At 70.3% G+C, this 22,784-nt stretch carries 20 protein-coding genes; 9 read left to right on the forward strand and 11 right to left on the reverse strand.

What is annotated here, in order from left to right:
• Positions 1 to 115 precede the first annotated feature (115 nt).
• Positions 116 to 4,255, forward strand: coding sequence for a ribonuclease R (gene rnr / locus IEY21_RS05090; protein WP_188902021.1), 4,140 nt, complete (start codon positions 116 to 118; stop codon positions 4,253 to 4,255).
• 51 nt (positions 4,256 to 4,306) lie between these two features.
• Here rnr and IEY21_RS05095 read toward each other — a convergent pair whose 3' ends face one another.
• The 3 genes from IEY21_RS05095 to IEY21_RS05105 form a co-directional block, all read right to left on the reverse strand.
• Entirely contained in the window at positions 4,307 to 5,467 is a 1,161-nt protein-coding gene (locus IEY21_RS05095) for an acyl-CoA dehydrogenase family protein (RefSeq protein WP_229752896.1), read from the reverse strand.
• Between the two features lie 144 nt (positions 5,468 to 5,611).
• Positions 5,612 to 6,706, reverse strand: coding sequence for an App1 family protein phosphatidate phosphatase (locus IEY21_RS05100; protein ID WP_188902023.1), 1,095 nt, complete (start codon positions 6,704 to 6,706; stop codon positions 5,612 to 5,614).
• A gap of 137 nt (positions 6,707 to 6,843) precedes the next feature.
• Positions 6,844 to 7,629, reverse strand: coding sequence for an SDR family NAD(P)-dependent oxidoreductase (locus IEY21_RS05105; RefSeq protein ID WP_188902025.1), 786 nt, complete (start codon positions 7,627 to 7,629; stop codon positions 6,844 to 6,846).
• A 74-nt stretch (positions 7,630 to 7,703) separates the two neighbouring features.
• Here IEY21_RS05105 and IEY21_RS05110 point away from each other — a divergent pair, with 74 nt between their 5' ends.
• Positions 7,704 to 8,984, forward strand: coding sequence for a S8 family serine peptidase (locus IEY21_RS05110; RefSeq protein ID WP_229752897.1), 1,281 nt, complete (start codon positions 7,704 to 7,706; stop codon positions 8,982 to 8,984).
• Positions 8,985 to 9,052: 68 nt separating this feature from the next.
• Positions 9,053 to 10,324, forward strand: coding sequence for a citrate synthase (locus IEY21_RS05115; protein ID WP_229752898.1), 1,272 nt, complete (start codon positions 9,053 to 9,055; stop codon positions 10,322 to 10,324).
• Positions 10,325 to 10,394: 70 nt separating this feature from the next.
• Here the strand turns inward: IEY21_RS05115 and IEY21_RS05120 are convergent, their stop codons facing one another.
• From IEY21_RS05120 to IEY21_RS05145, 6 genes are all read right to left on the reverse strand, one after another.
• Positions 10,395 to 11,387: a malate dehydrogenase gene (locus IEY21_RS05120; RefSeq protein WP_188902027.1), complete on the reverse strand. Its 993-nt coding sequence runs from the start codon at positions 11,385 to 11,387 to the stop codon at positions 10,395 to 10,397.
• A gap of 119 nt (positions 11,388 to 11,506) precedes the next feature.
• The gene (locus IEY21_RS05125) at positions 11,507 to 12,328 is read right to left on the reverse strand and encodes an enoyl-CoA hydratase/isomerase family protein (RefSeq protein WP_188902029.1); all 822 of its coding nucleotides are present in this window, start codon (positions 12,326 to 12,328) and stop codon (positions 11,507 to 11,509) included.
• An 816-nt stretch (positions 12,329 to 13,144) separates the two neighbouring features.
• A complete protein-coding gene (locus IEY21_RS05130; protein ID WP_229752899.1) occupies positions 13,145 to 14,329 on the reverse strand; it encodes an MFS transporter in 1,185 nt (394 codons plus the stop codon).
• Positions 14,326 to 14,913, reverse strand: coding sequence for a hypothetical protein (locus tag IEY21_RS05135; RefSeq protein WP_188902031.1), 588 nt, complete (start codon positions 14,911 to 14,913; stop codon positions 14,326 to 14,328). The genes IEY21_RS05130 and IEY21_RS05135 overlap by 4 nt, the downstream gene beginning before the upstream one ends.
• Positions 14,914 to 14,949: 36 nt before the next feature.
• Positions 14,950 to 15,570, reverse strand: a complete 621-nt coding sequence (locus IEY21_RS05140; RefSeq protein WP_188902033.1) for a histidine phosphatase family protein — start codon at positions 15,568 to 15,570, stop codon at positions 14,950 to 14,952.
• Positions 15,567 to 15,968, reverse strand: coding sequence for an acyl-CoA thioesterase (locus IEY21_RS05145; protein WP_188902107.1), 402 nt, complete (start codon positions 15,966 to 15,968; stop codon positions 15,567 to 15,569). Before IEY21_RS05145 ends, IEY21_RS05140 begins: the two co-directional genes overlap by 4 nt.
• 383 nt (positions 15,969 to 16,351) lie before the next feature.
• On the opposite strand from IEY21_RS05145, the gene IEY21_RS05150 reads away from it, so the two are divergent.
• The 6 genes from IEY21_RS05150 to IEY21_RS05175 all read left to right on the forward strand — a co-directional run bounded on the left by IEY21_RS05150 (position 16,352) and on the right by IEY21_RS05175 (position 21,305).
• Positions 16,352 to 17,491, forward strand: coding sequence for an ABC transporter substrate-binding protein (locus tag IEY21_RS05150; protein ID WP_188902035.1), 1,140 nt, complete (start codon positions 16,352 to 16,354; stop codon positions 17,489 to 17,491).
• A 164-nt stretch (positions 17,492 to 17,655) separates the two neighbouring features.
• The gene (locus IEY21_RS05155; protein WP_188902037.1) at positions 17,656 to 18,516 is read left to right on the forward strand and encodes a branched-chain amino acid ABC transporter permease; all 861 of its coding nucleotides are present in this window, start codon (positions 17,656 to 17,658) and stop codon (positions 18,514 to 18,516) included.
• Positions 18,517 to 18,620: 104 nt separating this feature from the next.
• The gene (locus IEY21_RS05160) at positions 18,621 to 19,523 is read left to right on the forward strand and encodes a branched-chain amino acid ABC transporter permease (protein ID WP_188902110.1); all 903 of its coding nucleotides are present in this window, start codon (positions 18,621 to 18,623) and stop codon (positions 19,521 to 19,523) included.
• Positions 19,516 to 20,316 (forward strand): ABC transporter ATP-binding protein, encoded by an 801-nt coding sequence (locus IEY21_RS05165; RefSeq protein ID WP_188902039.1) that lies wholly within the window; start codon positions 19,516 to 19,518, stop codon positions 20,314 to 20,316. Before IEY21_RS05160 ends, IEY21_RS05165 begins: the two co-directional genes overlap by 8 nt.
• A complete protein-coding gene (locus tag IEY21_RS05170) occupies positions 20,309 to 21,016 on the forward strand; it encodes an ABC transporter ATP-binding protein (protein ID WP_188902041.1) in 708 nt (235 codons plus the stop codon). The genes IEY21_RS05165 and IEY21_RS05170 overlap by 8 nt, the downstream gene beginning before the upstream one ends.
• Before the next feature lie 115 nt (positions 21,017 to 21,131).
• Positions 21,132 to 21,305 carry a hypothetical protein gene (locus IEY21_RS05175; RefSeq protein ID WP_188902043.1) on the forward strand — a complete coding sequence of 58 codons (174 nt, stop codon included), beginning with the start codon at positions 21,132 to 21,134 and terminating at the stop codon, positions 21,303 to 21,305.
• Here IEY21_RS05175 and IEY21_RS05180 read toward each other — a convergent pair whose 3' ends face one another.
• Both IEY21_RS05180 and IEY21_RS05185 read right to left on the reverse strand, forming a co-directional pair.
• The gene (locus IEY21_RS05180) at positions 21,306 to 22,151 is read right to left on the reverse strand and encodes a hypothetical protein (protein ID WP_188902045.1); all 846 of its coding nucleotides are present in this window, start codon (positions 22,149 to 22,151) and stop codon (positions 21,306 to 21,308) included. It abuts the gene before it with no gap.
• Between the two features lie 4 nt (positions 22,152 to 22,155).
• Positions 22,156 to 22,779 (reverse strand): deoxynucleoside kinase, encoded by a 624-nt coding sequence (locus IEY21_RS05185; RefSeq protein ID WP_188902047.1) that lies wholly within the window; start codon positions 22,777 to 22,779, stop codon positions 22,156 to 22,158.
• Positions 22,780 to 22,784: the final 5 nt, after the last annotated feature.

Raw genomic sequence — 22,784 nt, forward strand, 5'->3', positions numbered from 1 at the left:
CGGGTTGCGCGCGTGTTTTCCCTCAAGCGCCGGAGATGGTGCAGAGGACGAGAAGGGAACCGCGCGCCCCACGACATAACCCCCACGGGCGCGTCCTGAGCGACCAGGTGCGTTAATGCCTAAAGTGAAGAAACAGGATAAGGCGCAGGAAGACGTTGTTCAGACCAGCGCCGAATCCAAAAAGCCCGTACAGCGCAAAACAGCCTCGCGTCGGCAGCCTGCCACGCCCCCAGCGGTGGATGCCGCGCCCGAGACCAACCCCGCCCCACCTTCCAGCACCAAGGCCAGGAAGAGCACCCGCTCGGCCGAGGGCCGCAAGAAGCCGGCCCCCCGCAAGACGGCGGCTTCTGACCAGCCTGCCGTGCCTGAGCAGCCGGCAGCCAGCGCCGACGTGCCTGCTGCGGCCCCGACGCCGGCCCGGAAATCCCGCACGGTGAAGTCCAGGGTGGACCGTTCGGCCGCCTCCGACGTGGAGACGGCCACCGACACCAGCCTGGACACGAGCAACCCCCCGGCTCCGGCATCCGCCGCAGACACCGAGGTGCTCGCCGCTGTGCCCCCGCTCGAGGTCCCTGAGGCCCCCACCGGCAAGAAATCCCGCCGGGGCCGCCCCCCCCGGGCCACCGCGTCCGAGCCGCAGGTGCCGGAACCGACCCCGGCCGCCACGCCCCAGGCGACCGCTCCCGAAGAAACTCCAGAGGCGGCACCAGCACCGGCCAAACGTCGGGGCCGCAGGCCTGCCGCAGCGGCGCAGCCCCAGCCCGAGCAGCCCCAATCCGAACAGACGCCCGAGTCCGTCCCCGCCGAAGTGGCGGAGGTGGAGGCCGTTCCCACGGAGGAGCAGCCCGCCGCAGAAGCCACGCCCGTCCCGGCCGAGCAGGCACCGGAGGCCCCCAGAACTTCCCGCCGGGGCCGCAAGCCCAGGGCCGCCGCACAGGCCGAGCCAGAAGAGGTCCCCGAGGACGCTCCGCTGATTCTGGAAATGCCCAAGCCGCGCCGGGGCCGCAAGAAGACGCCGCCTGCCCCTCCCCTGCCCGACGTACTCAGCGGGGTGGAGGCCGTGTCCGGGCTTCCCGGGACGGAGGACGACGCTCCCACCGTGCCGGCCGCTGTGCAGACGGTCGCCGCCACCCACGCCGATCCACCTGTGGACTCGCCCGCTGCCGTACAGGACGCCTCGGAGCGCCAGCCGCAGCCCCGGCCACGCGGCCGTGGAACCCGGGGCAAGCGGGCCGCCGAAGCCGCCGCTGAAGCGAGTGCGCCCGTTGCCACACCCACCGACCCCGAGGTTCCGGCCGACACGGATCCGGCAAACCGGGGCCAGACAGACGAGGCGCCTCTGCCCGGGGCCGACCCCGTGCGCGACCTGGTGATCGCGCAGCTGCGCAAACTGGGCCGCCCGCTGCACGTGCGCGACCTGGAACGCACCTTTACCCGTCAGGCCATCAACCGCATCGGCGGCTGGCGGGAGCTCGAAGAGCTGCTCGACGGTCTGGTGGAGGGCGGCGAGGTAATCCGCACCCGCAAGAAGACCTACGGCCTGCCCGAGGCCATGAGCCTGGTGCGCGGACGCTTCCAGGCGTCGGCGGCGGGCTTTGGCTTCGTGATTCCCGACAGCGGCGGCGAGGACTTCTACGTGTCTGCCGAGCAGACCCTGGAAGCCTGGAACGGCGACATCGTGCTGATCCGCATGGAGGGGCGCGGCGACACCGGACGCGGCGGAGGCCCCAGGCGCGGCCAGAAGGGAGACGGCAGCCCGCGTGCCAGCGTGGTGCGCATCGTGCAGCGGGCGTACAAGCAGCTGGTGGGCACTCTGGAATACCACCACGGCCACCCCATCCTGAAGCCCGACGACCACCGGGCACGCCACCGCATCCTGGTGCTGCCCGAGGGCATCGAGGAGCTGGAAGCGGGCGCGCGCGTCGTGACCGAGCTGTTCTGGCCGGAGAACACCGGCGAGGACGAGGTGTTCGGACAGGTCACGCGGGTACTGGGGGCCGAGGACGATCCCGAGACCGAGACCGAGGCGGTGATCGTGAAGTTCGGGCTGCGCGGCGAGTTCCCGGACGAGGTGACGGCGCAGGCCAACGCCATTCCCACCGAGATTCCGGCGGAGGCGCTGCGTGGCCGCCTGGATCTGCGCGGATACAACATCTTCACGGTGGACGGGCGCGACGCCAAGGACTTTGACGACGCCATTCACATTCAGCCCACGCCGGAAGGCCACTTCGTGGTGGGCGTCCACATCGCGGACGTGAGCCACTACGTGCAGGAGGGCACGCCGCTGGACGACGAGGCCTACGCCCGCGCCACTTCGGTGTACCTGCCTGGCCGCGTGCTGCCCATGCTGCCCGAGCACCTCAGCAACGGCGTGTGCAGCCTGGTGCCGTACCAGGACCGCCTGACCATGACGGCCCTGATCGAGCTGTCGGCCGAGGGCGACATTCTGGACGTCAAGATCGCGCCCAGCGTGATCAATTCCAAGGCGCGGCTGACCTACGACGAGGTGCAGGCCTACAGCGAGGCCACCGCCACGCTGCCCGAGGCGGCCCGCGCCCTGGAAGGCGACCTGCACCTGCTGCTCAAGATCACCTCCAAGCTGCGTCAGAAGCGGCTGCGTGAGGGATCCCTGGACTTCAAGCTGCGTGAGGTCAAGGTGGACGTCGGCAAGGACGGCCGCATGGAGCTGATCCCGATCCGCGAGGAAACGGCGCGCGGCATGATCGAGGACCTGATGCTTCTGGCGAACAAGGTGGTGGCCCACTTCCTGATCGAGCGTGAGGTACCCGCCCTGTTCCGAATTCACGAGGAACCCACGCTGCAGCGTTTTCAGGACGTGACGGCGGCCATTGGGCGGCTGGGCTTCGCCTTCCCGGGCGGCGAGCCAACCCCGCAGGCGTACCAGGCAGTCCTCAAGGAAGTGCGTGGAACCAACCGCGAGAGCGTGGTCAACACGCTTTTGCTGCGCTCCATGCAGCAGGCCAAGTACGCTGGGGAGAACCTGGGGCACTTCGGGCTGGCCTTCGACGAGTACCTGCACTTCACCTCGCCGATCCGCCGCTACCCGGACCTGCTCGTTCACCGCGTCATCAAGGGCATTCTGGACGGTGAGCTCAGGGCCGGCAACCGCGAGGTCGCGCAGCTGCAAGGCCGCCTGCCGGGCATGGGCGACCACACCAGCGAACGCGAGCGCACCGCCTCCGAGGCCGAGCGCGACCTGACCAAGTACTACCAGGCCAAGTGGGCGCAGGAACACCTGGGCCAGTCCTTCCCCGGCAACGTGTCGGGCGTGGTCGCCAGCGGGCTGTACGTGGCGCTCGACAACGGCGTGGAAGGCAAGCTGCACATCAGCAACCTGGACGACGATTACTACGTCTACATCGAGGACGCGCAGATGCTGCGGGGCCGCAGCCGGGGCAAGAGCTACCGCCTGGGCGACGCCCTGAACGTGACCATCAGCAGCGTCAAACCGCTGGCCCGCCAGACCGACTTCACGCTGGCCGATCCGACTGACCCGGACTACCGGCCCGGTACCTTCAACGAGGAGCAGACCATGGATTCACCCGTCAAACCCCGCGCCCGCCGCCGCGAAGACCGCGAGCAGGAAAAGCGCGAGAAACTGCAGAGCGTGCCCGTCAGCGAGCCCCGGAAGTTCACGCTGGACGAACCGGCCCCGGCGGCGTCGGCCGCGGGCGCTGCGGGCTCAGGCCGTCAGGGAGGCCGCGGCCGCGGCACCCAGGGCCGGACCGGGTCCGCGCAGGGCCAGGGCCGCACCTTCGGCGGCGTGCGCATGGACGCCCCCGAGGGCGGCGGCGCTGCGTCTGCGCCCCGGCGCGGCGCCCGGCGTGTGGTGACGCTGGAGCGGCCCCGCAACGAGCACCTGCGCCCGGTGAACATCACCGTGCAGCGCATGTACTTCGGCGACTGGACACTGGAGAACATGCCCCCCGAGGACGGCGAGGGCGGCGGACGCCGCGACTTTGGCCGCAGCGGGCGCGGCAATGACCGCGGCGGGGACCGGGGCAGCGGAGCGCGTGGAGCGCGCGGCCACACCCGCGGCGGCAACGACCGCGGCGCGGTGCAGCGCCCGAACGGCCGTCCGCAGGGCCAGGGTCAGCGACCGGCCCAGGCGCAGGCTGCCCAGGGCAACGCCAGCACCCAGCCGCAGCCGGCCCAGGCCAGCGCCCCCCAGGGCGACGATGCCAAGCGCCGCCGCCGCCGCCGGGGACGCCGGGGTGGCAACAGTCCGGAGTAAACCCAGTTTCAGAGACGGGCGGGAGAACTGAATCTCCCGCCCGTCTTGCCCTCAGTGCCCGTTTTCTTCCAGCAATTGCCGACCCAGCGCCGTGTGGGCCGTGTCCTCGGTGGGGGGGTGGGTCAGCCCGGCACGGGCGTCGCGCAGCAGTTTTTCCAGGGGCAACGCTGACGTCAGGGCGGCCCCGCCCGCCGTCCGGGACGCGAGGTCGCTGGCCTCCACCGCCGCGCCGGTCGCCCGCGCCTTGGCCGCGCCGATCAGGGGCAGGGCCCCGGCAGCCGGGTCGGCGTCCCAGCGGGCGCTCGCCTCCAGCAGCAGGGTGCGCGCCGCTTCCAGCCCGGCGGCCATGCGCCCCACGTTCTCCTGCACACGCGGCAGGGTGGCGATGGGCGCTCCCAGTGCGGTCGGCGTGCGCTCGCGGGCGTAGGCCGTCACGGCGCTCAGGGCCGCGAAGCCCACCCCCAGGTAGGTGGCGGCGATGGCGGTCCAGAACCACGCGGCGCTGGCCGGATGGCCGGGGGCGGGCGGGGCGTGCAGCGTGGCGGGCGCGTCCGTGAATACCACGTCGTGGCTGCCGCTGCCGCGCAGGGCCAGTGCGTCCTGCCAGGTGGACTCAATGCGGACGCCCGGGCCACTCAGATCCACCCAGTAGCGGCCCACCTGTCCGTCCGGCGCGGTGGCGGTCACCAGGGCGTGGTTCAGCGCCCGCGCCCCGGTACACCACGTCTTGCGGCCCGTGATTCTCCAGCCTCCCGCCTCGAACCCGGTGCCGTCCGGCGCGGCGGTGGTCTGCGGCAGACCGCCCCGCGACGGGCTGCCCAGTTCCGGCTCGCTGGCCAGGGCGTTGAGCAGTTCTCCACGCACCCCAGCCTCTGCCAGCGCCCGCAGCAACGGCTCGGGCAGGGTCTGCCCCTGAAAGGCCGCTCCGGTCACGTGACCGTGCATCGCCAGCACCAGCGCGAGACTGGCGTCCGCCTGCCCCAGGATCAGCTGGGCCCGCGCAAACTGCTCCAGAGACGCGCCCAGGCCGCCACGCTCCTGGGGCAGGGTCAGGCGGGTGTACCCGCTGTCCCTCAGGGCGGCGGCGGCGGCGGGCGTCACGTCCTGGGCCTCCTCACAGGCCCGGGCATGCTGCCGGATCGCCTGCGCCGCGCGGTCCACCACGGTCTGCTGCTGGGGCGTGAAGCCGGAGACATTCGGAGACAGAATCACCCGCCCAGGGTAGCGGCTCGGACCGGGCCTGCCGGGGTGAAGACCTGACAGGTTCACTGTTCCGGTACCCACCAGGGGGCAGTGCAGCCCTCAGGAGCCGGGACGGACCCGGGCTCAGGGCCGCGCCCCCGGCTGCCCGGCCACTCAGCGCCGGTAGCTGTTCGTCACGCTGGTCAGCACGCTGCGGTACTCGCCGGGAGTGATCAGGCCCATCGCCATCGCGTGGCTCGCGGCGTTCAGGCTGTCGGCGGCCAGCACCAGATCCACCCCGGCGCGGCGCAGTTCCTCGCGTAGCTTCAGCACGTCGTCGTTGCGGGCCGCGCCGGTCAGGTCACGGATGTAGACCGCCAGCACCCGGCCCGCATGGCGGTGAACGATCTCGGAGTAGATGACCGGGTCCTGTTCACCGCTGTCGCCGATCAGGACAAACTTCAGGTCGGGAAAGCGCGTGAACAGCGCCTCGATGATGCCGTGCTTGTGGCCGCCGTGGCCGGCCATCAGTCCCTCACCCCAGTTGCGCAGGAACAGCGGGCCCAGCGGAATGCGGCGGTAATCCAGAAACTGCCACAGCAGGTCAAAGAAGTTCCACGGACTGCTGGATACGTAGAAGATCGGGTTGCGGGCCTCGCCGTTGCGGGTCAGGGCCCGGTACAGCTCTCCCACGCCGGGAAACGGCGAGCGGGTGCGCGCGTTGCCGGTCAGGGCCGTGCCGATCATGCGCGGCAGGCTGGTCACGTCCGACTGGATCACGGTGTCGTCCAGATCGCTGATGATGCCGAAACGGGCCCCGGCCACCACCTGGGCCTGGGCGCGGGTGTGCCCCGCCTTACCCTCCATGCTCAGCACCACCTCGTGCCAGCCGCCGGGCAGCGGGGAGGGGGAGGCAAAGTTCAGGGTGAAATACCCGTCCGCGTTGCTCACGGCGCTGGCCTCCAGATCGGCCAGCACGCCATGAACCCGCACGCCACCGACCTCGCGCGACAGTAGCCGGCGCATGCTGTTGCTGAAGTTGCGCCAGCGGGGATCCCCGCGCCGTGCGGGGTGCAGGGTGCGTGGCAGCAACACCCGCCCCATCAGTTCAACGCCCTGCGGGGTGCCCCAGCCCACGTAGGGCTGCAAGATCAGCTTGCCCCGCGCCCGCCGCGGCTGCACGTAACCGCTGACCGCCCGGTCTGCCGCGAGCAGCCCGCGTTCCAGCACGGGCAGCAACGCCTTGAAGACCGTCTTGACCGGATTCACGCGCCCAGTTTAAGGTGCGGTCCTGCCCCGAGCCCCGGCGGGACTTGCCACCCCCTTCATGTTTTCAGGCCCGGTGTTCTCAGGCCCGCCCCCGTCCGCCAGCACCCGGCAGAACGGGCCGGCCTGCTGCGCGGCCCTCAGTCCCCGCGGGCATGTCCGTAGCGCCGCGCGATGATCACCCGCCGCACCAGCACATCGGCCAACCCGGGCAACAGAAGGTCCAGCGCGGCCACGGCGCGGTACAGGCCCGGCACGGTCACCTCGCGGCGGGGGTGCTCCAGCACCCCGGCCACCGCACGGGCCACCACCTCCGGTCCCGGCATGGGCAGGCGGGCGCGGGCGGTCATCTCGCTCTTCACGAAACCGGGAGCGACCAGACTGACCTCCACGCCGCTGCCGAGCAGTTCGCGCCGCAGCCCCAGGGAAAATCCGCGCAGGCCATACTTGCTCGCGCTGTACATGCCGTTGGTCGCCACCCGCCCCGCCACCGAGCCGATGTTGACGATGTGCCCGCTGCCGCGCGAGCGCATCTCCGGCAGCACCAGATGGACCAGTTCGATGGGCGCTTCCAGATTCACGCGAATCACGCGCAGCGGATCGGGGTCGTCCCACCACCAGCCCTGTTCCACCGTGACCCCGGCGTTGTTGACGAGCACGTCAACGCGCCCGAAATGCGCGTGGGCGGCCTCGATCAGGGCTCTCCGGGACCCGGCGTCGGTCACGTCGGTGGGAACGGCCAGCACGCGCGAGCCGCTGGGATCGAGTTCATGGGCCAGGGCCGTCAGGCTGTCGGCGCGGCGGGCCGCCAGCACCAGCGCGTACCCGCGGGCCGAGAGTTCGTGCGCCGTGGCGAGCCCGATGCCGCTGGAGGCCCCGGTCAGGACCACCACGCGGCGTGGGGCGCAGGGGGAAACAGAGATCATGGCGTGATGGTATCGCCAAGCCCCACTCCCCTGTCCCTCAGCCGCCCGTCAGCTGGGAACGGCAGACTGACGGGGTGACGCGCCGAGCCCTGTCCCTGCTGACCCTGCCCCTGCTGTGTGCCGCCGCGCTGACCGTAGAAGGCAGCGCGGTGAAGCCGGGCGATATCCCGGCCCTGCCGCCAGGCCAGGCGGCCCCTGTACCCGCCCCGGCCACGCCCCCCCCGGCGGCCCCCACCCCGCTGCCGGAAATCGCTCCGGCCCCGCCGACGCCCGCCCAGCCCACGCCCCCGCTGCTGCCCCGGACGCCTGCGCCCGCCCGGCCGGGTCTGTCTCAGCCGCCTGCGGCCCCGGCCGCCTACCGGCCCCGCGATCCGCTGTATCCCCGGCAGTGGGACATGGCGGCCATCGGCGCCCCGGAGGCGTGGGCCCAGCTGCCGGGCGGCCCCGCCCGCGCCGCGCCGGTCACCGTGGCGGTGATCGATACCGGCTACGTGAACTCGCCCGAGCTGACGGGCCGCGTGACCAACGGCTACGACTTCGTGAGTGACCCCGCGCGGGCCGGGGACGGCGACGGCCGCGACGCGGACGCCTCGGGCCTGGGCCCCTTCGCCTATCACGCCGAGACGATCGCCAACATCATCGCCGCCGCGCACGACGGCCGGGGCATGGCCGGCCTCAATCCGGCGGCGCGCATCGTGCAGGTGCGGGTCGCGGGGGTCGACGGCCTGATTGATCCCCACGATCTCGCCGATGGCCTGCGCTGGGCGGCAGGCCTGAGCGTGCCCGGAGTGCCCGCCAATCCCCGTCCGGCGAAGATCCTGAACCTGAGTCTGTTTGCCGACTTCATTCCACTGACCGGCTGCGACGCCCGCATCCAGAAGGCCGTGGACGACGTGACGGCCCGGGGCGCACTGGTGATCGCCGGGGCGGCCAACGACGGCGCGGACTCGCGCGGCTACTCGCCCGCCGGATGCCGGAACGTCCTGACCGTCACCAGCGTGACCCGGGAAGGAACGCGGCCCGGGTATGCCAACTGGGGCCGGGCCGTGTCCCTGGCCGCGCCGGGCGGGGAGGCCGATCACGGCGTGGTGGTCAGCAGCCTCAGCGGGCCGGGCGGGGAGCGCACACCCAACGGCACCAGCTTCGCCGCGCCGCACGCCAGCGGGGTGGCCAGCCTGCTGCTCAGCGTGCGCCCCAAGCTCTCTCCCGCCGCGCTGAGCAGCACGCTGACCCGCAGCGCCACGCCGTTTCCGGCCGGCCGCTGCGACCCCGATCCGGCCCGTACCTGCGGCAGCGGAACGCTGAACGCCGGGGCGGCCCTGCGTGCCACGCTGGCGTCGGCGGCCGGCAAGTAGGAGGAGGACCGAGGACCGGTGGGCGCGGCGGCCCGGGGCGGCCCGGCTCTGCTACCGTCGGTCTGAACGTGAAACCCCCTCCCCTGCCCTCCCCGGAATCAGACGGCGGCCCGCTCCCCCGGCTGCTGAGTACCGCACAGGCGACGGCCCTGCTGGGGGTCAAGCCGGCCACGCTGTACGCGTATGTCTCCCGCGGTCTGGTCCGCAGCGAGCCGGGACCGCCGGGCACCCGTGAACGGCGCTACCACGCCGAGGACGTGCGCGCTCTGGTGGCCCGGCAGGGCGCGCGGCGAGATCCGGCAGGCGCGGTTCACGACGCCGTGCAGACCGCCGTGGGCGGCGCGCTGGAATGGGGCGCCCCGGTCCTTCCCAGCGCCCTGACCCACATTGCGGACGGCTCCCTGAGCTACCGGGGCCAGGACGCCGTGGTCCTGGCAGAGACGGCGACCGTTGAGGAGGTTGCCGCGCTGCTGTGGACCGGCGAGGCCGGGGGCTGGGCCGCGTTGCCGCTGCGGGCCCGGCTGCACCTGGGGCGCACCTTTTCGCAGCGCGGCCCGGACCGCATCGGCGCGGCCGAGGCCTTCGCGCACGCGCTGGCCCACGCCGGAGCGCAGGACGTGGGCGCGCTGGACCGCCGCAGCGCGGCGCTGCCCGCCCGCGCCGCCCGCGTATTGAGCCTGCTGTACGCCACGCTGGAGCGGTATGAGGGCGTGCCGGCGGCCCCCGATCTGCCGCTGCATGCCCGGCTCGCCCGCGCCTGGGGCGTGCCCCGCGACGCTGGGCTGCTGCGACGCGCCCTGGTGCTGCTCGCCGACCATGAACTGAATGTCAGTACCTTTGCCGCCCGGGTGACCGCGAGCAGCGGCGCGGGCCTGCACCACGCCACCCTGGCGGCCCTGTGCGCCCTGCAGGGGCCGCGGCATGGACTGGCGGCCCTCAGCGCCCACGATCTGCTGAGCGCCGCCCTGCGCGCCGGGGCCCGGACCGCACTGCGGGACGCGGAGCGCCGCCACGTTGGCCCGCCCGGCTTCGGCCACCGCCTGTACCCGGACGGTGATCCGCGCGCGCGCGCCCTGCTCGCGGCCCTGAACGCGGCGCATCCCGCGGCCTCCGCCGTGCAGGCCGCCGGCGAGGTGCAGCGGGTGATCCGGGCCGAGACCGGCGAGCACCCCAACATTGACCTTGCCCTGGGCGCACTGACCCTGACCCTGGGGCGCGGGGCCGACGACTCACTGACCCTGTTCGCCCTGGCCCGCGCCAGCGGGTGGCTGGCCCACAGCTTAGAAACGCTCCGAGAGGGCACCCTGATCCGGCCCCGGGCGCGCTACGTGGGCCTGTAGTTCCTGGTCCGCGGAACCGGACAGGGGAGCGAGGCCCGTTCAGCCTCACCCCCCTGTCGAACGCCCGGTCTTACTTGACCAGGCCGAGTTTGCGGACCTCGTCGCGTTCTTCCTGCAGTTCCTGGGCGGTGGCGTCCATCTTGCCCCGGCTGAAGTCGGAGACGTCCAGGCCCTGCACGATCTCGTACTGCCCGCCGCTGCACTTGACCGGGAAGCCGTAGATCAGGCCCTCGGGAACCCCGTAGCTGCCGTCACTGGGAATGCCCATGCTGACCCACTGGCCCTCGGGGGTGCCCAGCGCCCAGTCGCGCATGTGGTCAATGGCCGCGCTCGCCGCACTCGCCGCGCTACTCGCTCCGCGCGCCTCGATGATGGCGGCGCCGCGTTTGGCAACGGTGGGGATGTAGGTTCCCTCGTACCACTCGCGGTCCACTGTGTCCAGGGCCGGCTGGCCGTTCACGGTGGCCGCGCTGAGGTCCGGGTACTGGGTCGAGGAGTGGTTTCCCCAGATGGTGATGTTCTGGATGGCGTCCACCGGCTGACCGGTCTTCTCGGCCAGCTGCGAGATGGCGCGGTTGTGGTCCAGACGGACCATGGCCGTGAATTGACCGGGGTTCAGGTCGGGAGCGTTCTGCTGGGCGATCAGGGCGTTGGTGTTGGCGGGGTTGCCCACCACGAGCACCTTCACGCCCCGGCTGGCCACCTTGTTCAGCGCCTCGCCCTGGGGCTTGAAGATGCCGCCGTTGGCCGAGAGCAGGTCGCCGCGCTCCATGCCCGCCTTACGCGGCATCGCGCCGACGAGCAGCGCGTAGTCGGCGTCCTTGAAGGCGACCATCGGGTCGTCGCTGGTCACGATGTCGGCGAGCAGGGGGAACGCACAGTCGCGCAGCTCCATGACCACGCCCTGCAGGGCCTTGAGGGCCGGAGTGACTTCCAGCAGTTGCAGAATGACAGGCTGATCCTTGCCCAGCATGTCGCCGGACGCGATACGGAACAGCAGGCTGTAACCGATCTGACCAGCGGCGCCGGTAACAGCGACGCGGACGGGTGCTTTGTTCGTCATAGATATCCCTCCTGAGGATGGTTTTTCGGTTCACAATAACGCGGCGGCGGGCGCAGCGGCGCGGGGCGTTCCCCAAGCGGAGACAGCCTCGGACCGCGCCGCTGCGCCCGGCCGGCGCGTCAGATCGGCGCGTCTTCCTGAAACCTGGGCTCGCGTTTCTCGCGCAGGCTGCTCAGGCCCTCACGCACGTCGGGGCCGGTAAATCCCAGGAATTCCAGCGCCAGGCTCGCGTCAAAGGTCGGGCCCATGGCACGCAGCCAGTTGTTCAGGGCGTACTTGGTCCAGCGCACCGCCGTGGGGCTGCCCGCCGCCAGGGTGCGGGCCACCTTCCACGCCCGGTCCAGAAGTTCCTCGTCGGGAACACACAGGCTGACCAGACCGATGCGCTCGGCCTCCTCCCCGGAAACAGGCTCGCCGGTCATCAGGTGGTACTTGGCCTTGTTCAGCCCGCACAGCAGCGGCCAGATGATCGCGGCGTGGTCGCCCGCCGCCACGCCCAGCCGCACGTGGCCGTCCAGAATGCGCGCGGTCCTGGCCGCGACGCTCACATCCGAGAGCAGCGCCACCGCCAGCCCCGCTCCCACACACGGGCCGTGAATGGCGCTCACGATGGGCTTGCCGCAGTTGATGACGTTGTACACGAGGTCGCGGGCCTCGCGCCACACGCGGGCCAGGGCGGTGAAATCACTGCTCATCTCCTCAATCAGCGAAAAGTCGCCCCCCGACGAGAACCCGCGGCCCTCGCCGCGAATCAGAACGCAGCGCACGCCCGCGGCGGCGTCAATGTCGCGCCACACCTGGGTCAGGGCGCGGTGGGCGTCCGCATTGACGCTGTTCAGGGTCTTCTCGGCGCGGATCACGACTTCCAGAATGCCGCCGTCGTGTGCGGTCAGGTGCAGGCCGGGGTAGGCGCCGGGGGCGGTGAGCTGCTGCAGGTTCATGGCCCGAGGCTAGCGCTTCGCCGCCGCCCTTCATGTGCAGGGCAGGCCGGGACGTGTCAGGCCCGTGAAGGGCGGCGGCGGCTACGCTGGCGGTCTCAGCACCCGGCTCTGTTCCTGCTCCCCGGAGGTTTCCCCCATGTTCCAGTTCACCGTGTCCCGCTCCCTGACCCTGCTGTGTCTGGCCGCCCTGACGGCCTGTGGAGGTGGCCGTGCGCCGGAGGCCAGTCCCGGTCCGGGAACCGGCGCGGGCGTGGAGGTTCAGGTGGTGGACGCCGACAACGCCGACACCTTCAGCTATGACTCGCCCGCCGGGTTTACCCCGGCCCTGACCCCGTTGGCTGGATTTCCCCGTTCAGAGGCCGAGGCCGAACTGCTCACTGCAGTCAACGCCGAGCGGGCCCGCGGCGGCACCTGTGCGCGGGCGGGCGGAGGCCGGCAGACCTTCGGGGCCGCTCCGCCGCTGAGCTTCGAAGGACACCTGCACCAGTCGGCGACCCTGTACGGGCGGCAGCTGGCGGCCTCCGGAACCCTGGCCCTCGCCCACCGGGGACCGAACGGCAGCACCCCGGCGCGGCGCATGGTGGCGGCGGGGTACGTGCCCGCCCCGCCCCGCGGCACCTCCCTGCTGTTCGCCGAGAGTCTGGCCGCCGGCCCCGGCCTGACCCAACCGGCCGAGATCATCGCGGCGTGGCAGGACAGCCCCAGCCACTGCGCCGCGATGTTCAGCCCGGCGGCCCACGGCAGCGCCGCGCAGGCGAACGGCGCGGCCGGCAGCTACTGGGTGCTGAACATCGCCGGCTGGCAGGCCGGCCGCCCTCAGCGGCGCCAGCCCAGACCGCCGACCACCCCGGCCAGAACCATGCTGCCCACCACCAGCGCGACGACCGCCGGCCAGCCTCCGGCCTCGAAAGTGTGGCCTGCCACGACGCTGGCGGCGGCGGCTCCACCGTAATACGCCAGGTGGTACAGCCCCGAGGCCAGGCTGCGTGCCCGCGTGACCTCGCGCTGCACGGCGCTCAGGGCGGCGGACTGCGCCAGGAACACCCCGCAGGCCCCGGCGGCGACCCCGGCGATCACTACTCCCAGCGGTTCGGCCAGCGTCAGCAACAGACCCAGGATGCTGGCCCCCACCGCACTGAGCAGCGCGAACCGCGGTCCCCGTGCGGCGAGCAGCGGCCCCGCCACCGGCGTGATCACCACCCCCAGCAGGTACACCGCAAACACCAGACCGGTCTGGGCGGTATTCAGGGCATAGGGCGGGGCCGCCAGACGCAGCGTCAGCGTGTTGAAGGTACCGACCAGCGTGAACAGGATCAGAAAGCCCACCGCGCAGGTGGCGAGCAGCCGCGCATTGCGCAGGTGGGCGCCCAGCCCGGCCAGGACCGAGCGCAGGTCGCGCTGCGGCAGGAACTCGCGCTCTGCCGGCAACGCGCGCCGGGCCAGCCCGAACCCCGCCAGCGAGGTCGCTGCGAGCAGCCAGAAGGCGGCGTGCCAACCCCAGCGCACCGCGACCAGTCCGGCCAGGAACCGGCCCAGGAACCCGCCGAGCACCGTTCCGGTCACGTACATGGTCAGGGCGCGGGCGCGGCCGGCGGCCGGCACCTCCTCGGCAATCAGGGCGTTCAGCGCCACCATCACGCCGGGAATCAGCAGGCCCTGGGCAAAGCGGGCAGCGTTCAGCGCCGCGAGGGTGGGGGCAAAGGCTGCCAGCACGGCGGGCAGCGCAAGCAGCGCAAAAGCCCAGATGACCGTGCTGCGCCGCCCCAGCGCGTCGGCGAGCACGCCGACCAGCGGCGAGGCCAGCGCCATGGCCAGCGTGGTCGCCCCCACCACAAAACCCACGCCGGCCGCTCCGGCCTGGAATTCGGTGGCCAGCACCGGCAACAGGCTCTGCGGCGCGTACACGTTCAGGAAAACCAGCGTTCCCAGCGCCGCGAACACCAGCGGGGACGGCGCGTGCGTGCTGACCGTCAGTCCGGCGGCCCCACCGACACCCTTCAAAACAGACCGACCAGACCCGCCGGATTGACCAGCGCGGTGCCCACGCCCAGCCGCGCCGCCTGCTCCGGGTCCGGCCGACCGGGCGGGCCGGGCAGGATCAGGGTGGCGCGTGCCTCCAGACCCACACCTGCGGTCGTGTCCAGCCGGTCCAGCACCGCCCCAAAGGTCCAGTCGGCGGCCCACACCCGTTTGACCGCCTGCAGGGCCGCGGTGCCGGGTGGGGTGACGTGTGCGGCCTCGGCGGTCTGCGTTCCGGGGCGGCGAACATGCACCTCACCGCGGTCCAGCCCGGCGCGGTCCAGTGCGCGGTAAAACGCCTGCACCGCGTCGTCCATCAGGTAGGTCGTGCGGATCAGTGCTCCGGCCCGCACGGCCAGGGGTTCCAGCGCATCCTCATCAATCCGCGCCGGATTGATCGCCGCAAACAGCCGGCCCAGCTGCTCGGGCAGGTTGCCGCCCCGGTAAAACGCTTCCTCGAAGTCCGGGGGCACGAGCACGCCGGCCACCCCCTGCGCCGCCAGCCGGGCCACCTCCGGCACCACGTCGTCCGGCAAGCGCCGCGCAGCCTCCTCGAACGTCAGCATGGAGTGCAGGGTAAAGCATGGACCCCTGCGTCCGCCTCAGTCACCGCCGTCGAGATGGGCGTGGTCGTTGTAGGTATGCAGCGTCCAGCGGCCTTCCCGGCGCGACAGCCGGGTCAGTCCGGTGTGGGCCAGCCGGTACGCAAAGGGCAGCACATATCCCGGCTGGGGCGTGGCCGGCCAGCCAAACAGCGCGCACAGCAGCGCCCGGATGGCGGCCCCGTGCGAGACGGCAACGACCTGCCCGCCCGGCAGTTCTTCCGCCCAGGCCTGCAGGCGGTCGGCGACCGTCAGCAAACTCTCGCCGCCGGGGGCCGGAAGGGTCCAGGGGTCCATCTGCCACGCGGCGTACCGGGGATCGTTCTGGATCGTTTCACGGGTCGCTCCCTCGTACTGGCCGAAATTCAGTTCGCGCAGCCGCGCGTCTCTCGTCACCACAACACTGGGCAGGATGATCTCGGCGGTACGCAGCGCGCGGCTCAGGTCGCTGGCATACGCGGCGTCAAAGCGGTGGCCGGCCAGCCGGCGGGCCAGCTGCCGGGCCTGGGTCTGTCCCAGCGTGCCCAGCGGCGTGTCGGTCCAGCCCTGCCAGCGGCCCTCTGCGTTCCAGTCGGTGGCGCCGTGGCGCACCAGCGTCAGCGTCAGCGGCGCGGCGCTCACGGCCGGGCGTCGGGGTCCGGATCGGCGCTGCGGGTGTCCTGACCCTCGGGCAGCGGAGCAACCGTGCGGGGCTTGCCCTCCTCGTCCAGCGCCACGAACACAAAAAAGCCGGTGGTCGCGAGCTCCTGCTGCCCGGTCGCCATCGTCTCGCGGTACACGTCGACCCGCACGGTCATGCTGCTGCGGCCCACCTTGACCACCTGCGCGTCCAGCGCCACCGCGTCGCCCACCCGGATCGGCACCCGGAAATCCACTCCGTCCATGCGGGCCGTGACCACATTGGCCCCGCCGTGCCGCACCGCCGCCACGCTGGCGGCCTTGTCCATCAGGGAGAGCACCCAGCCCCCAAAAGCCGTTCCCAGATAATTGGTGTCCTTGGGAAACACCAGCTCCAGCATCCGTGCGCGGCTGCGCGGAGCCTCTACCCTGTCTGCATGTTCGTTCGTCACTGCCTTCTGTTCTAGCGCAGGGGGCCGTCCGCACGGCCGGTGCGGAGGCCCAGACGTCTACGCCGCCCCACGTACCCGGACCAGGCAGAACAAACATGATCGGCGGGTCCCGCCCGGTCCCCCAGGCCCTCGCAGACGCCGCCGTCATCCGCAGCGATGGCCCGTCGCCTGTACCGGCCGCGCCCCCACTTCCCAACTGACAACTTCATGAAATGGGGCCCAGGCATTTGACACCCTTCGGCCACCATGCCAGCATGTGTGCCACGCACAACTTGGACTGCGTTCAGCGTCGCTTGGCAACCGCCACACGTTTGAATTCTGGAGGCTCACTTATGAAGCAAAGACTTCTTTTTCCTGCCCTATTCGCAGCTCTGGCCGGCTCAGCCTTCGCCGACAAGGTCGTGAACATCGGCTACAGCGGCCCCCTGTCGGGCGGCGCCGCTTTTTACGGCAAGGATGTCCAGAGCGGCATTGAGATGGGCATCAACGATATCAACAAGGCGGGCGGCGTTACCGTGAACGGCGAGAAGGTGACCTTCAAACTGGTCAGCCTGGACGACCGTTATCTGCCCAACGAAACGGCCACCAACGTCAAGAGGTTGACCAGTCAGGACATCAACGTGATCTTCGTGCCGCACGCCGGGGGCATCCTGACCGTGCAGCCCATGACCACGCGCGACCCCGAATTCCTGCTGGTGGCCTACTCCTCCGAGCCCAAGATCCTGGAAGCCAAGAACCCGATGACTTTCATGCTGCCGCCGCGCTACGACAACTACCTGCAGCCGTTCGTGAGCACCCAGATGAAGGCCTTTGGCAAGAAGCTGGGCATGGTCGGCACCACCAGTGCCTACGGCAAGCAGTGGGCCGAGGCCGTGACCGGCGAGTGGAAGAAGCAGGGCGGCACGGTCGGCAGCAACAACGGTGTGGACTACGGCACCACCGTGGACTACAGCAGCGCCGTTACCAAGGCGCTGGCCGAGAAGCCCGACGTGCTGTTTGTGGGCGGGCCCAGCCAGCCTACCGCGCTGGTGATCAAGGCAGCCCGCGAGCAGGGCTTCAAGGGCGGCTTCATCGTGATGGACCAAGCCAAGTTCGAGCAGATGGATCAGGTCGTGCCCATCTCCTACCTCGACGGCTCGGTGGGCGTGCTGCCCACCAAGGAATTCGCCGGGACTCAGGTCTTCGTTAACCAGTACCAGCGTGCCTACAAGAAGATTCCCACCAGTGAGGCGGCCCTGAACTACATGGGCATCAACGTGCTCGCCAAGGCCATGGAACTCGCCGGCACCACCGAGGATCCGGTCAAGATCCGCGCCAAGCTGGACGCCGCCGCCAAGGCGCTGCCCCAGAGCAAGACCATCTACAAGATGAAAGGCGTTTCGGAAGGTGGCCACGCCGACGCCGAGTTCATCATCGCCAGCGTCAAGAACGGCAAGTACACCAAACTGCGCGTCGACAAGGTTTACAAGTAAGGCGGGAGGGACGGCCCCCGCGCTTCACCGGGCGTTGTCCCGCTGCCCGCGCCCCGACTGTGTTTCACGGGGCGCGTTTTGATTGCCCGGATTGACTGCTCTGTAACATCAGCGTCATTTCATCTGCCCTTTCCCTGTTTGCCCTTTTTCTGGAGGATCACCGCTTGACCACCTTCTTGCAACAACTCTTCAATGCCCTGGCGCTGGGCGGGGTCTATGCCCTGGTCGCGCTGGGCCTGACGCTGGTTTACGGCGTGATGCGCGTACCCAACTTCGCGCACGGGGGCCTGTACATGCTCGGCGCCTACCTGACCTACGCCTCCCTGAGCGGCCTGGGCGTGGGCTACGTGCCCGCGCTGCTGATCGCCGCCGCGGGCGTGGCGCTGCTCGCTGCCTTCATGGAACGGGCCATCTTCTACCCGCTGCGCAACGCTCCGCACGTGCATCCCATGATCGCGGCCGTCGGGGTGCTGTTCTTTCTGGAGGCCGCCGTGCAGCTGATCTGGGGACCGGACTTTAAACAGATCAGCGAGCCGGTAAGCGGCATCGTCAACTTGGGCGGCGTGATCATCACGTGGCAACGCCTGATCGTAATCGTCGCCAGCGTCGTGGTGATGCTGGGCCTGAACTACTTCCTGAAACGCACCCTGACCGGCGCCACCCTGGAAGCCATGTCGCAGAACCGTGAGGGGGCGCGCCTGATGGGCATCAACACCAACCGGGTGGGCATGCTGACCTTCGCCATTTCCGGAGCGCTCGCGGCGGTGGCGGCGGCCCTGATCGCACCGATCAATGCCGTGGCCCCCAGCATGGGCGAGATCATGAACCTCAAGGTCTTCGCCATCATCATCCTGGGCGGCATGGGCAGCGTGCCGGGAGCCATCGTGGGGGCCTTTCTGCTGGCCTTTTCCGAGGTCTTCGGCGGCTTCTACATCAGCCTGGACTTCGCGGACGTGATTGGCTTTGCCATGCTGGTGCTCGTGCTCGCCCTGCGTCCCCAGGGCCTGTTCCGGAGGGGCACGTGAGGGGCAATGTTCTGCCGCCCCGCCGGCCCATCTGGGGCTGGCTCACCTGGGTCATCGTGTTCGCGCTGGCCGCGCTGGTCCCGCTGTTCAGCCCCTCGGGCTACATGCTCGACATCGGCGTGAACATCATGATCTACGCCATCCTGGCCTACGGCCTGAACGTGCTGCTGGGCTACACCGGGCTGCTGCCGCTGGCACACGCCGGCTTCTTCGGCATCGGTGCGTACGCGGTCGGCATCCTGACCCTCAAGGCCGGCTGGAACTTCTGGCTGGCGTGGCCGGTCGCCGTGGTGATCTGTGCGCTGGCCGGGTTGCTGCTGGGTCTGGTGGCCTTCCGGACCAAGGGAGACGCCTTTTCCATCTTCACGCTGGGCGTGGGCGTGATCATCATGCTGGTGATCAACAAATGGGACTCCCTGACCGGCGGCAACGACGGCCTGAACGGAATTCTTCCTCCGGAAGGACTGGAAGCGGCGTCACGGGCGGTCGGCCTGAAGCTCTCGGGCGGCTTTTACTACCTGGCCCTGATCTCGCTCGCGCTGACGGTGCTCGCCGTGGCGCGGGCGCGGGGCAGCGTGTTTGGCCGCTCGCTGATCGCCATTCGTGGCGGCGATGATCTGGCGCGCAGCGCGGGCATCGACGTGTACTCGCACAAGCTGCGGGCCATGATGCTCTCGACGGCCATCGCGGGCTTCGCCGGCGGCCTGTACGCCGTGTACGTGGGTTTCCTGGGCTCGGCGGCCACCGGGCCGGTGCAGACCTTCACCGTCCTGCTGTACCTGCTCGTGGGAGGCCTGGGCACCCTGGCCGGCCCGCTGCTGGGCCCGGCGGTGCTGTACACCCTGACCCAGAACCTCAAGGGACTGCAGGATTACCAGTACATCGTCTTTGGCCCGCTGCTCGTGCTGATGATCATGTTCGCGCCGCAGGGGCTGGCCGGCCTGTGGGACCGGTTCCGGGCACGCCGGGCCCCGGCGGCCCCCAAAACGGAGGCCAAACGTGCTTGAAGTTCAGAATCTGGGCATCCGCTTCGGCGGCAACCATGCCGTGCAGGACGTCACCGCCAGCATCGAGGCCGGGCAGATCACTGCCATCATTGGCCCCAACGGCGCGGGCAAGAGCACCTTCTTCAACCTGATCTCGGGCTTTTACCAGCCCACCACGGGACGCATCCGCTTTCTGGGCCAGGACATCACCCGGCTGCCCACCCATGAGGTCGTTGCGCGCGGCATTGCCCGCACCTTCCAGACCACCACCATCTACAAGGAACTCAGCGTGCTGGAAAACGCCATGATCGGCCACCGGGTCCGCACCCGTGCCGGGCTGTGGGACGCCCTGCTGCGCACCGGACGTGAGCGCCGCGACGAAGAAGAAAGCCGTTCCGGGGGGATGGCCGCCCTGGAGCGGGTGGGGCTGGCCGGACAGGCCCATCAGCTGGCCGGCGCGCTGACCCAGGAAGGTCAGAAGCGGGTGGGCATCGCCATGGCGCTGTCGAGCGACCCCAAGCTGCTGCTGCTGGACGAACCCGCCGCCGGGATGAATCCCGAGGAGACGGTCAACCTGATGGCCCTGATCCGCGATCTGGTGGCCGGCGGCCTGAGCGTGGCGCTGGTGGAACACAAGATGAGCCTAGTGATGGGCCTGGCCGATGAGATTCTGGTGCTGCACCACGGCCAGAAGATTGCCGAGGGCCCGCCCAACCAGGTCAGCCGCGACCCCGCCGTGATCGAGGCGTATCTGGGCAGCCACGCCCACGGCGGCCAGATGGGTCAGGCCGGCACGGAGGGCGCCCATGCTTGAGGTCCGCGACCTGACCGTCAATTACGGCCATTTCACCGCCCTGCACGGCGTGGGCCTGAACGTCAACCCCGGCGAGATTGTGGTGCTGCTGGGAGCCAACGGTGCGGGCAAGAGCACGCTGTTCCGCACGCTCTCCGGGCTGCAGAAGGCGAGCGGCGGCAGCGCCACCTGGAACGGCACGCCCCTGACCGGGGGCCGGCCCGAGTACAACGTCGCGCACGGCGTGGCCCAGTGCCCCGAGGGCCGCCTGCTGTTCCCGGACCTGAGCGTGGAGAAGAACCTACGCCTGGGGGCCTTCATTCACCGCAAGGACGCGGCAGGAACGGCCCGCGAGCTGGAGCGGGTCTACACCCTGTTTCCCGATCTCGTGAAAAAACGCCATGCGCCGGCCGGCAGCCTGTCGGGCGGGCAGCAGCAGATGGTCGCCATCGCCCGCTCGCTGATGGCCCGCCCGCAACTGCTGCTGCTGGACGAACCCTCGCTGGGCCTCGCGCCGCTGGTGGTCGAGCAGGTCTTTGCCGCCGTGCAGCGGGTCAACGAGGCCGGAGTCAGCGTGCTGCTGGCCGAACAGAACGCCTTCGCGGCCCTGGGAATCGCCCACCGCGGCTACGTTCTGGAAAGCGGACAGGTCAGCCTGCAGGGCACCCAGCACGAACTCATGACCGACGACCGGGTCCGGAGCGCTTACCTGGGCGTGTAGGAACGGCGCGCGGGGTGCGGGAGGGAGCCGGATGCGGTTTCCCTCCCGCACTGCGTGGCGTGGAGTCATTTGCCCGCCCCGGCGACCGGTACCATGGGGGCATGAGGTTGAACGCATGAACGCTCCCGCCTGGCGCATCTGGCTGGTCACGGCGCTGGTCTGTGGCTGGGGCATCCTGACCATCCGCTTTGCTCAGACGGGGACCTGGCCCATGGCCATCCTGTGCGCCCTGCTGATGGTCGCCAACGGCATCACGCTGTGGCGCCTGACCAAGTACGGCAAGAAGTAGTCAGCGTGCCGGGATCAGGGTGCGGCGCGTCAGGCGGCGGCCGCGCTCGCGGGCAACCCGTTTGAGGTCAGCCACCGGCAGGATCAGGCGCGGCGAGGTCCAGACCTGCGACGCCTTGTGAAAGGCCCAGCCCCCGCCCAGCGTGAGCGCCGCGTGCTGTAGCAGGCCGTCCGCGCTGCGCCAGATCAGGACCGTTCCCGGCCGATCGTCCGCTCCGCCGGGGCGGGTACGCGCCCGCACGAAGGCCTCGAACGGCCCGCGCTGCATCCACTCGCTTTCGGCGCCCGCAATGCCCGCCGCGCCCATCACGGCGCCAAAGCAGTTCGCGCCGCTGTGTCCGGCGAAACTGCCCGCGAGTTCCTGCACGCGGGGCAAAGACGCAGAGGCGGCCTTCCAGACGCCCTGCGGCACCTGGGGTTTGTGACAGCCGGGGCCGCCCCTGCTGATGACCCGCCCGAGCCCGGCGTCGGTCAGCAGATCCGGTGTCCACAGAAAACGCACTTCCGGCAACCCGGGCAGCAGGTCCGCGTAATCGCGGCGGCGGGGAATGTTGCCCCGCCCATGCTGAACCTGTAGCCGCAGCACTTCGCGCCGTACACCGGGGTCCAGGGCCGCCCAGTCATCCGGACCCAGCCACGCCACCCGGCTCGCCTGCGCCGAAATGTTCCACAGCGCGTTGGTATCGCGTTCCTCAGGAGTCAGCGGAACCTCGGAGCGTGCAACGGTCGGCAGGGCAAGTCGGCACGCCTCCTCCGGCGTCAGAAAAAAGGGTTGACGGGAAGGCGCGAGCCAGCTGCGCCAGAGGGCCTGCAGCCTGCTTGAAACAGGAATATTCAGAACGTTCATGCGTTCAGCGCAGCAGCGGCAGGCCGAAGCCCTGCGCGCCCACACGGGCACAGACCCACTCGAAGGCCCGGGGATCGGCCACAAAGTCCAGCGTGTCCCCGGGCACGCGCATCACCGGGCAGGCGTCGAAGCCCGCGACCCAGCTGTCGTACAGGCGGTTGAGGCCGGCCAGATAGGCGTCGGGGATGTCCTGCTCATACGGGCGGCCCCGTGCGGCGATGCGCCGGCGCAGGGTGGGCAGGCTGGCATCGATGTGAATCAGCAGGTCCGGCACCCGCAGGGCCGGCAGGATGCCCTCGTACAGTCCCTGGTAGGTGGCCCAGTCGCGCGCCTCCATCTGCCCGCTTTCAAACAGGTTGCGCGCGAAGATGTTGGCGTCCTCAAACACGGTGCGGTCCTGAATCACGTAACGCGCTCCGGTGACCAGATTCAGGTGCTGTTCCAGTCGGCGCGACAGAAAGTAGATCTGCGAGTGAAACGAGTAGCGCCGCATGTCGCGGTAGAAATCTTCCAGGTACGGGTTCTCGGCGTACGGCTCGTACACCGGCCGCAACCCGTAGCGGTCCGAGAGCATGCGCGTGAGCGTGCTCTTGCCGCTGCCGATGTTGCCGGAAATGGCGAGGTACATCAGCC

It is taken from the genome of Deinococcus aerophilus (assembly GCF_014647075.1).
Taxonomy (GTDB): Bacteria; Deinococcota; Deinococci; order Deinococcales; family Deinococcaceae; genus Deinococcus; species Deinococcus aerophilus.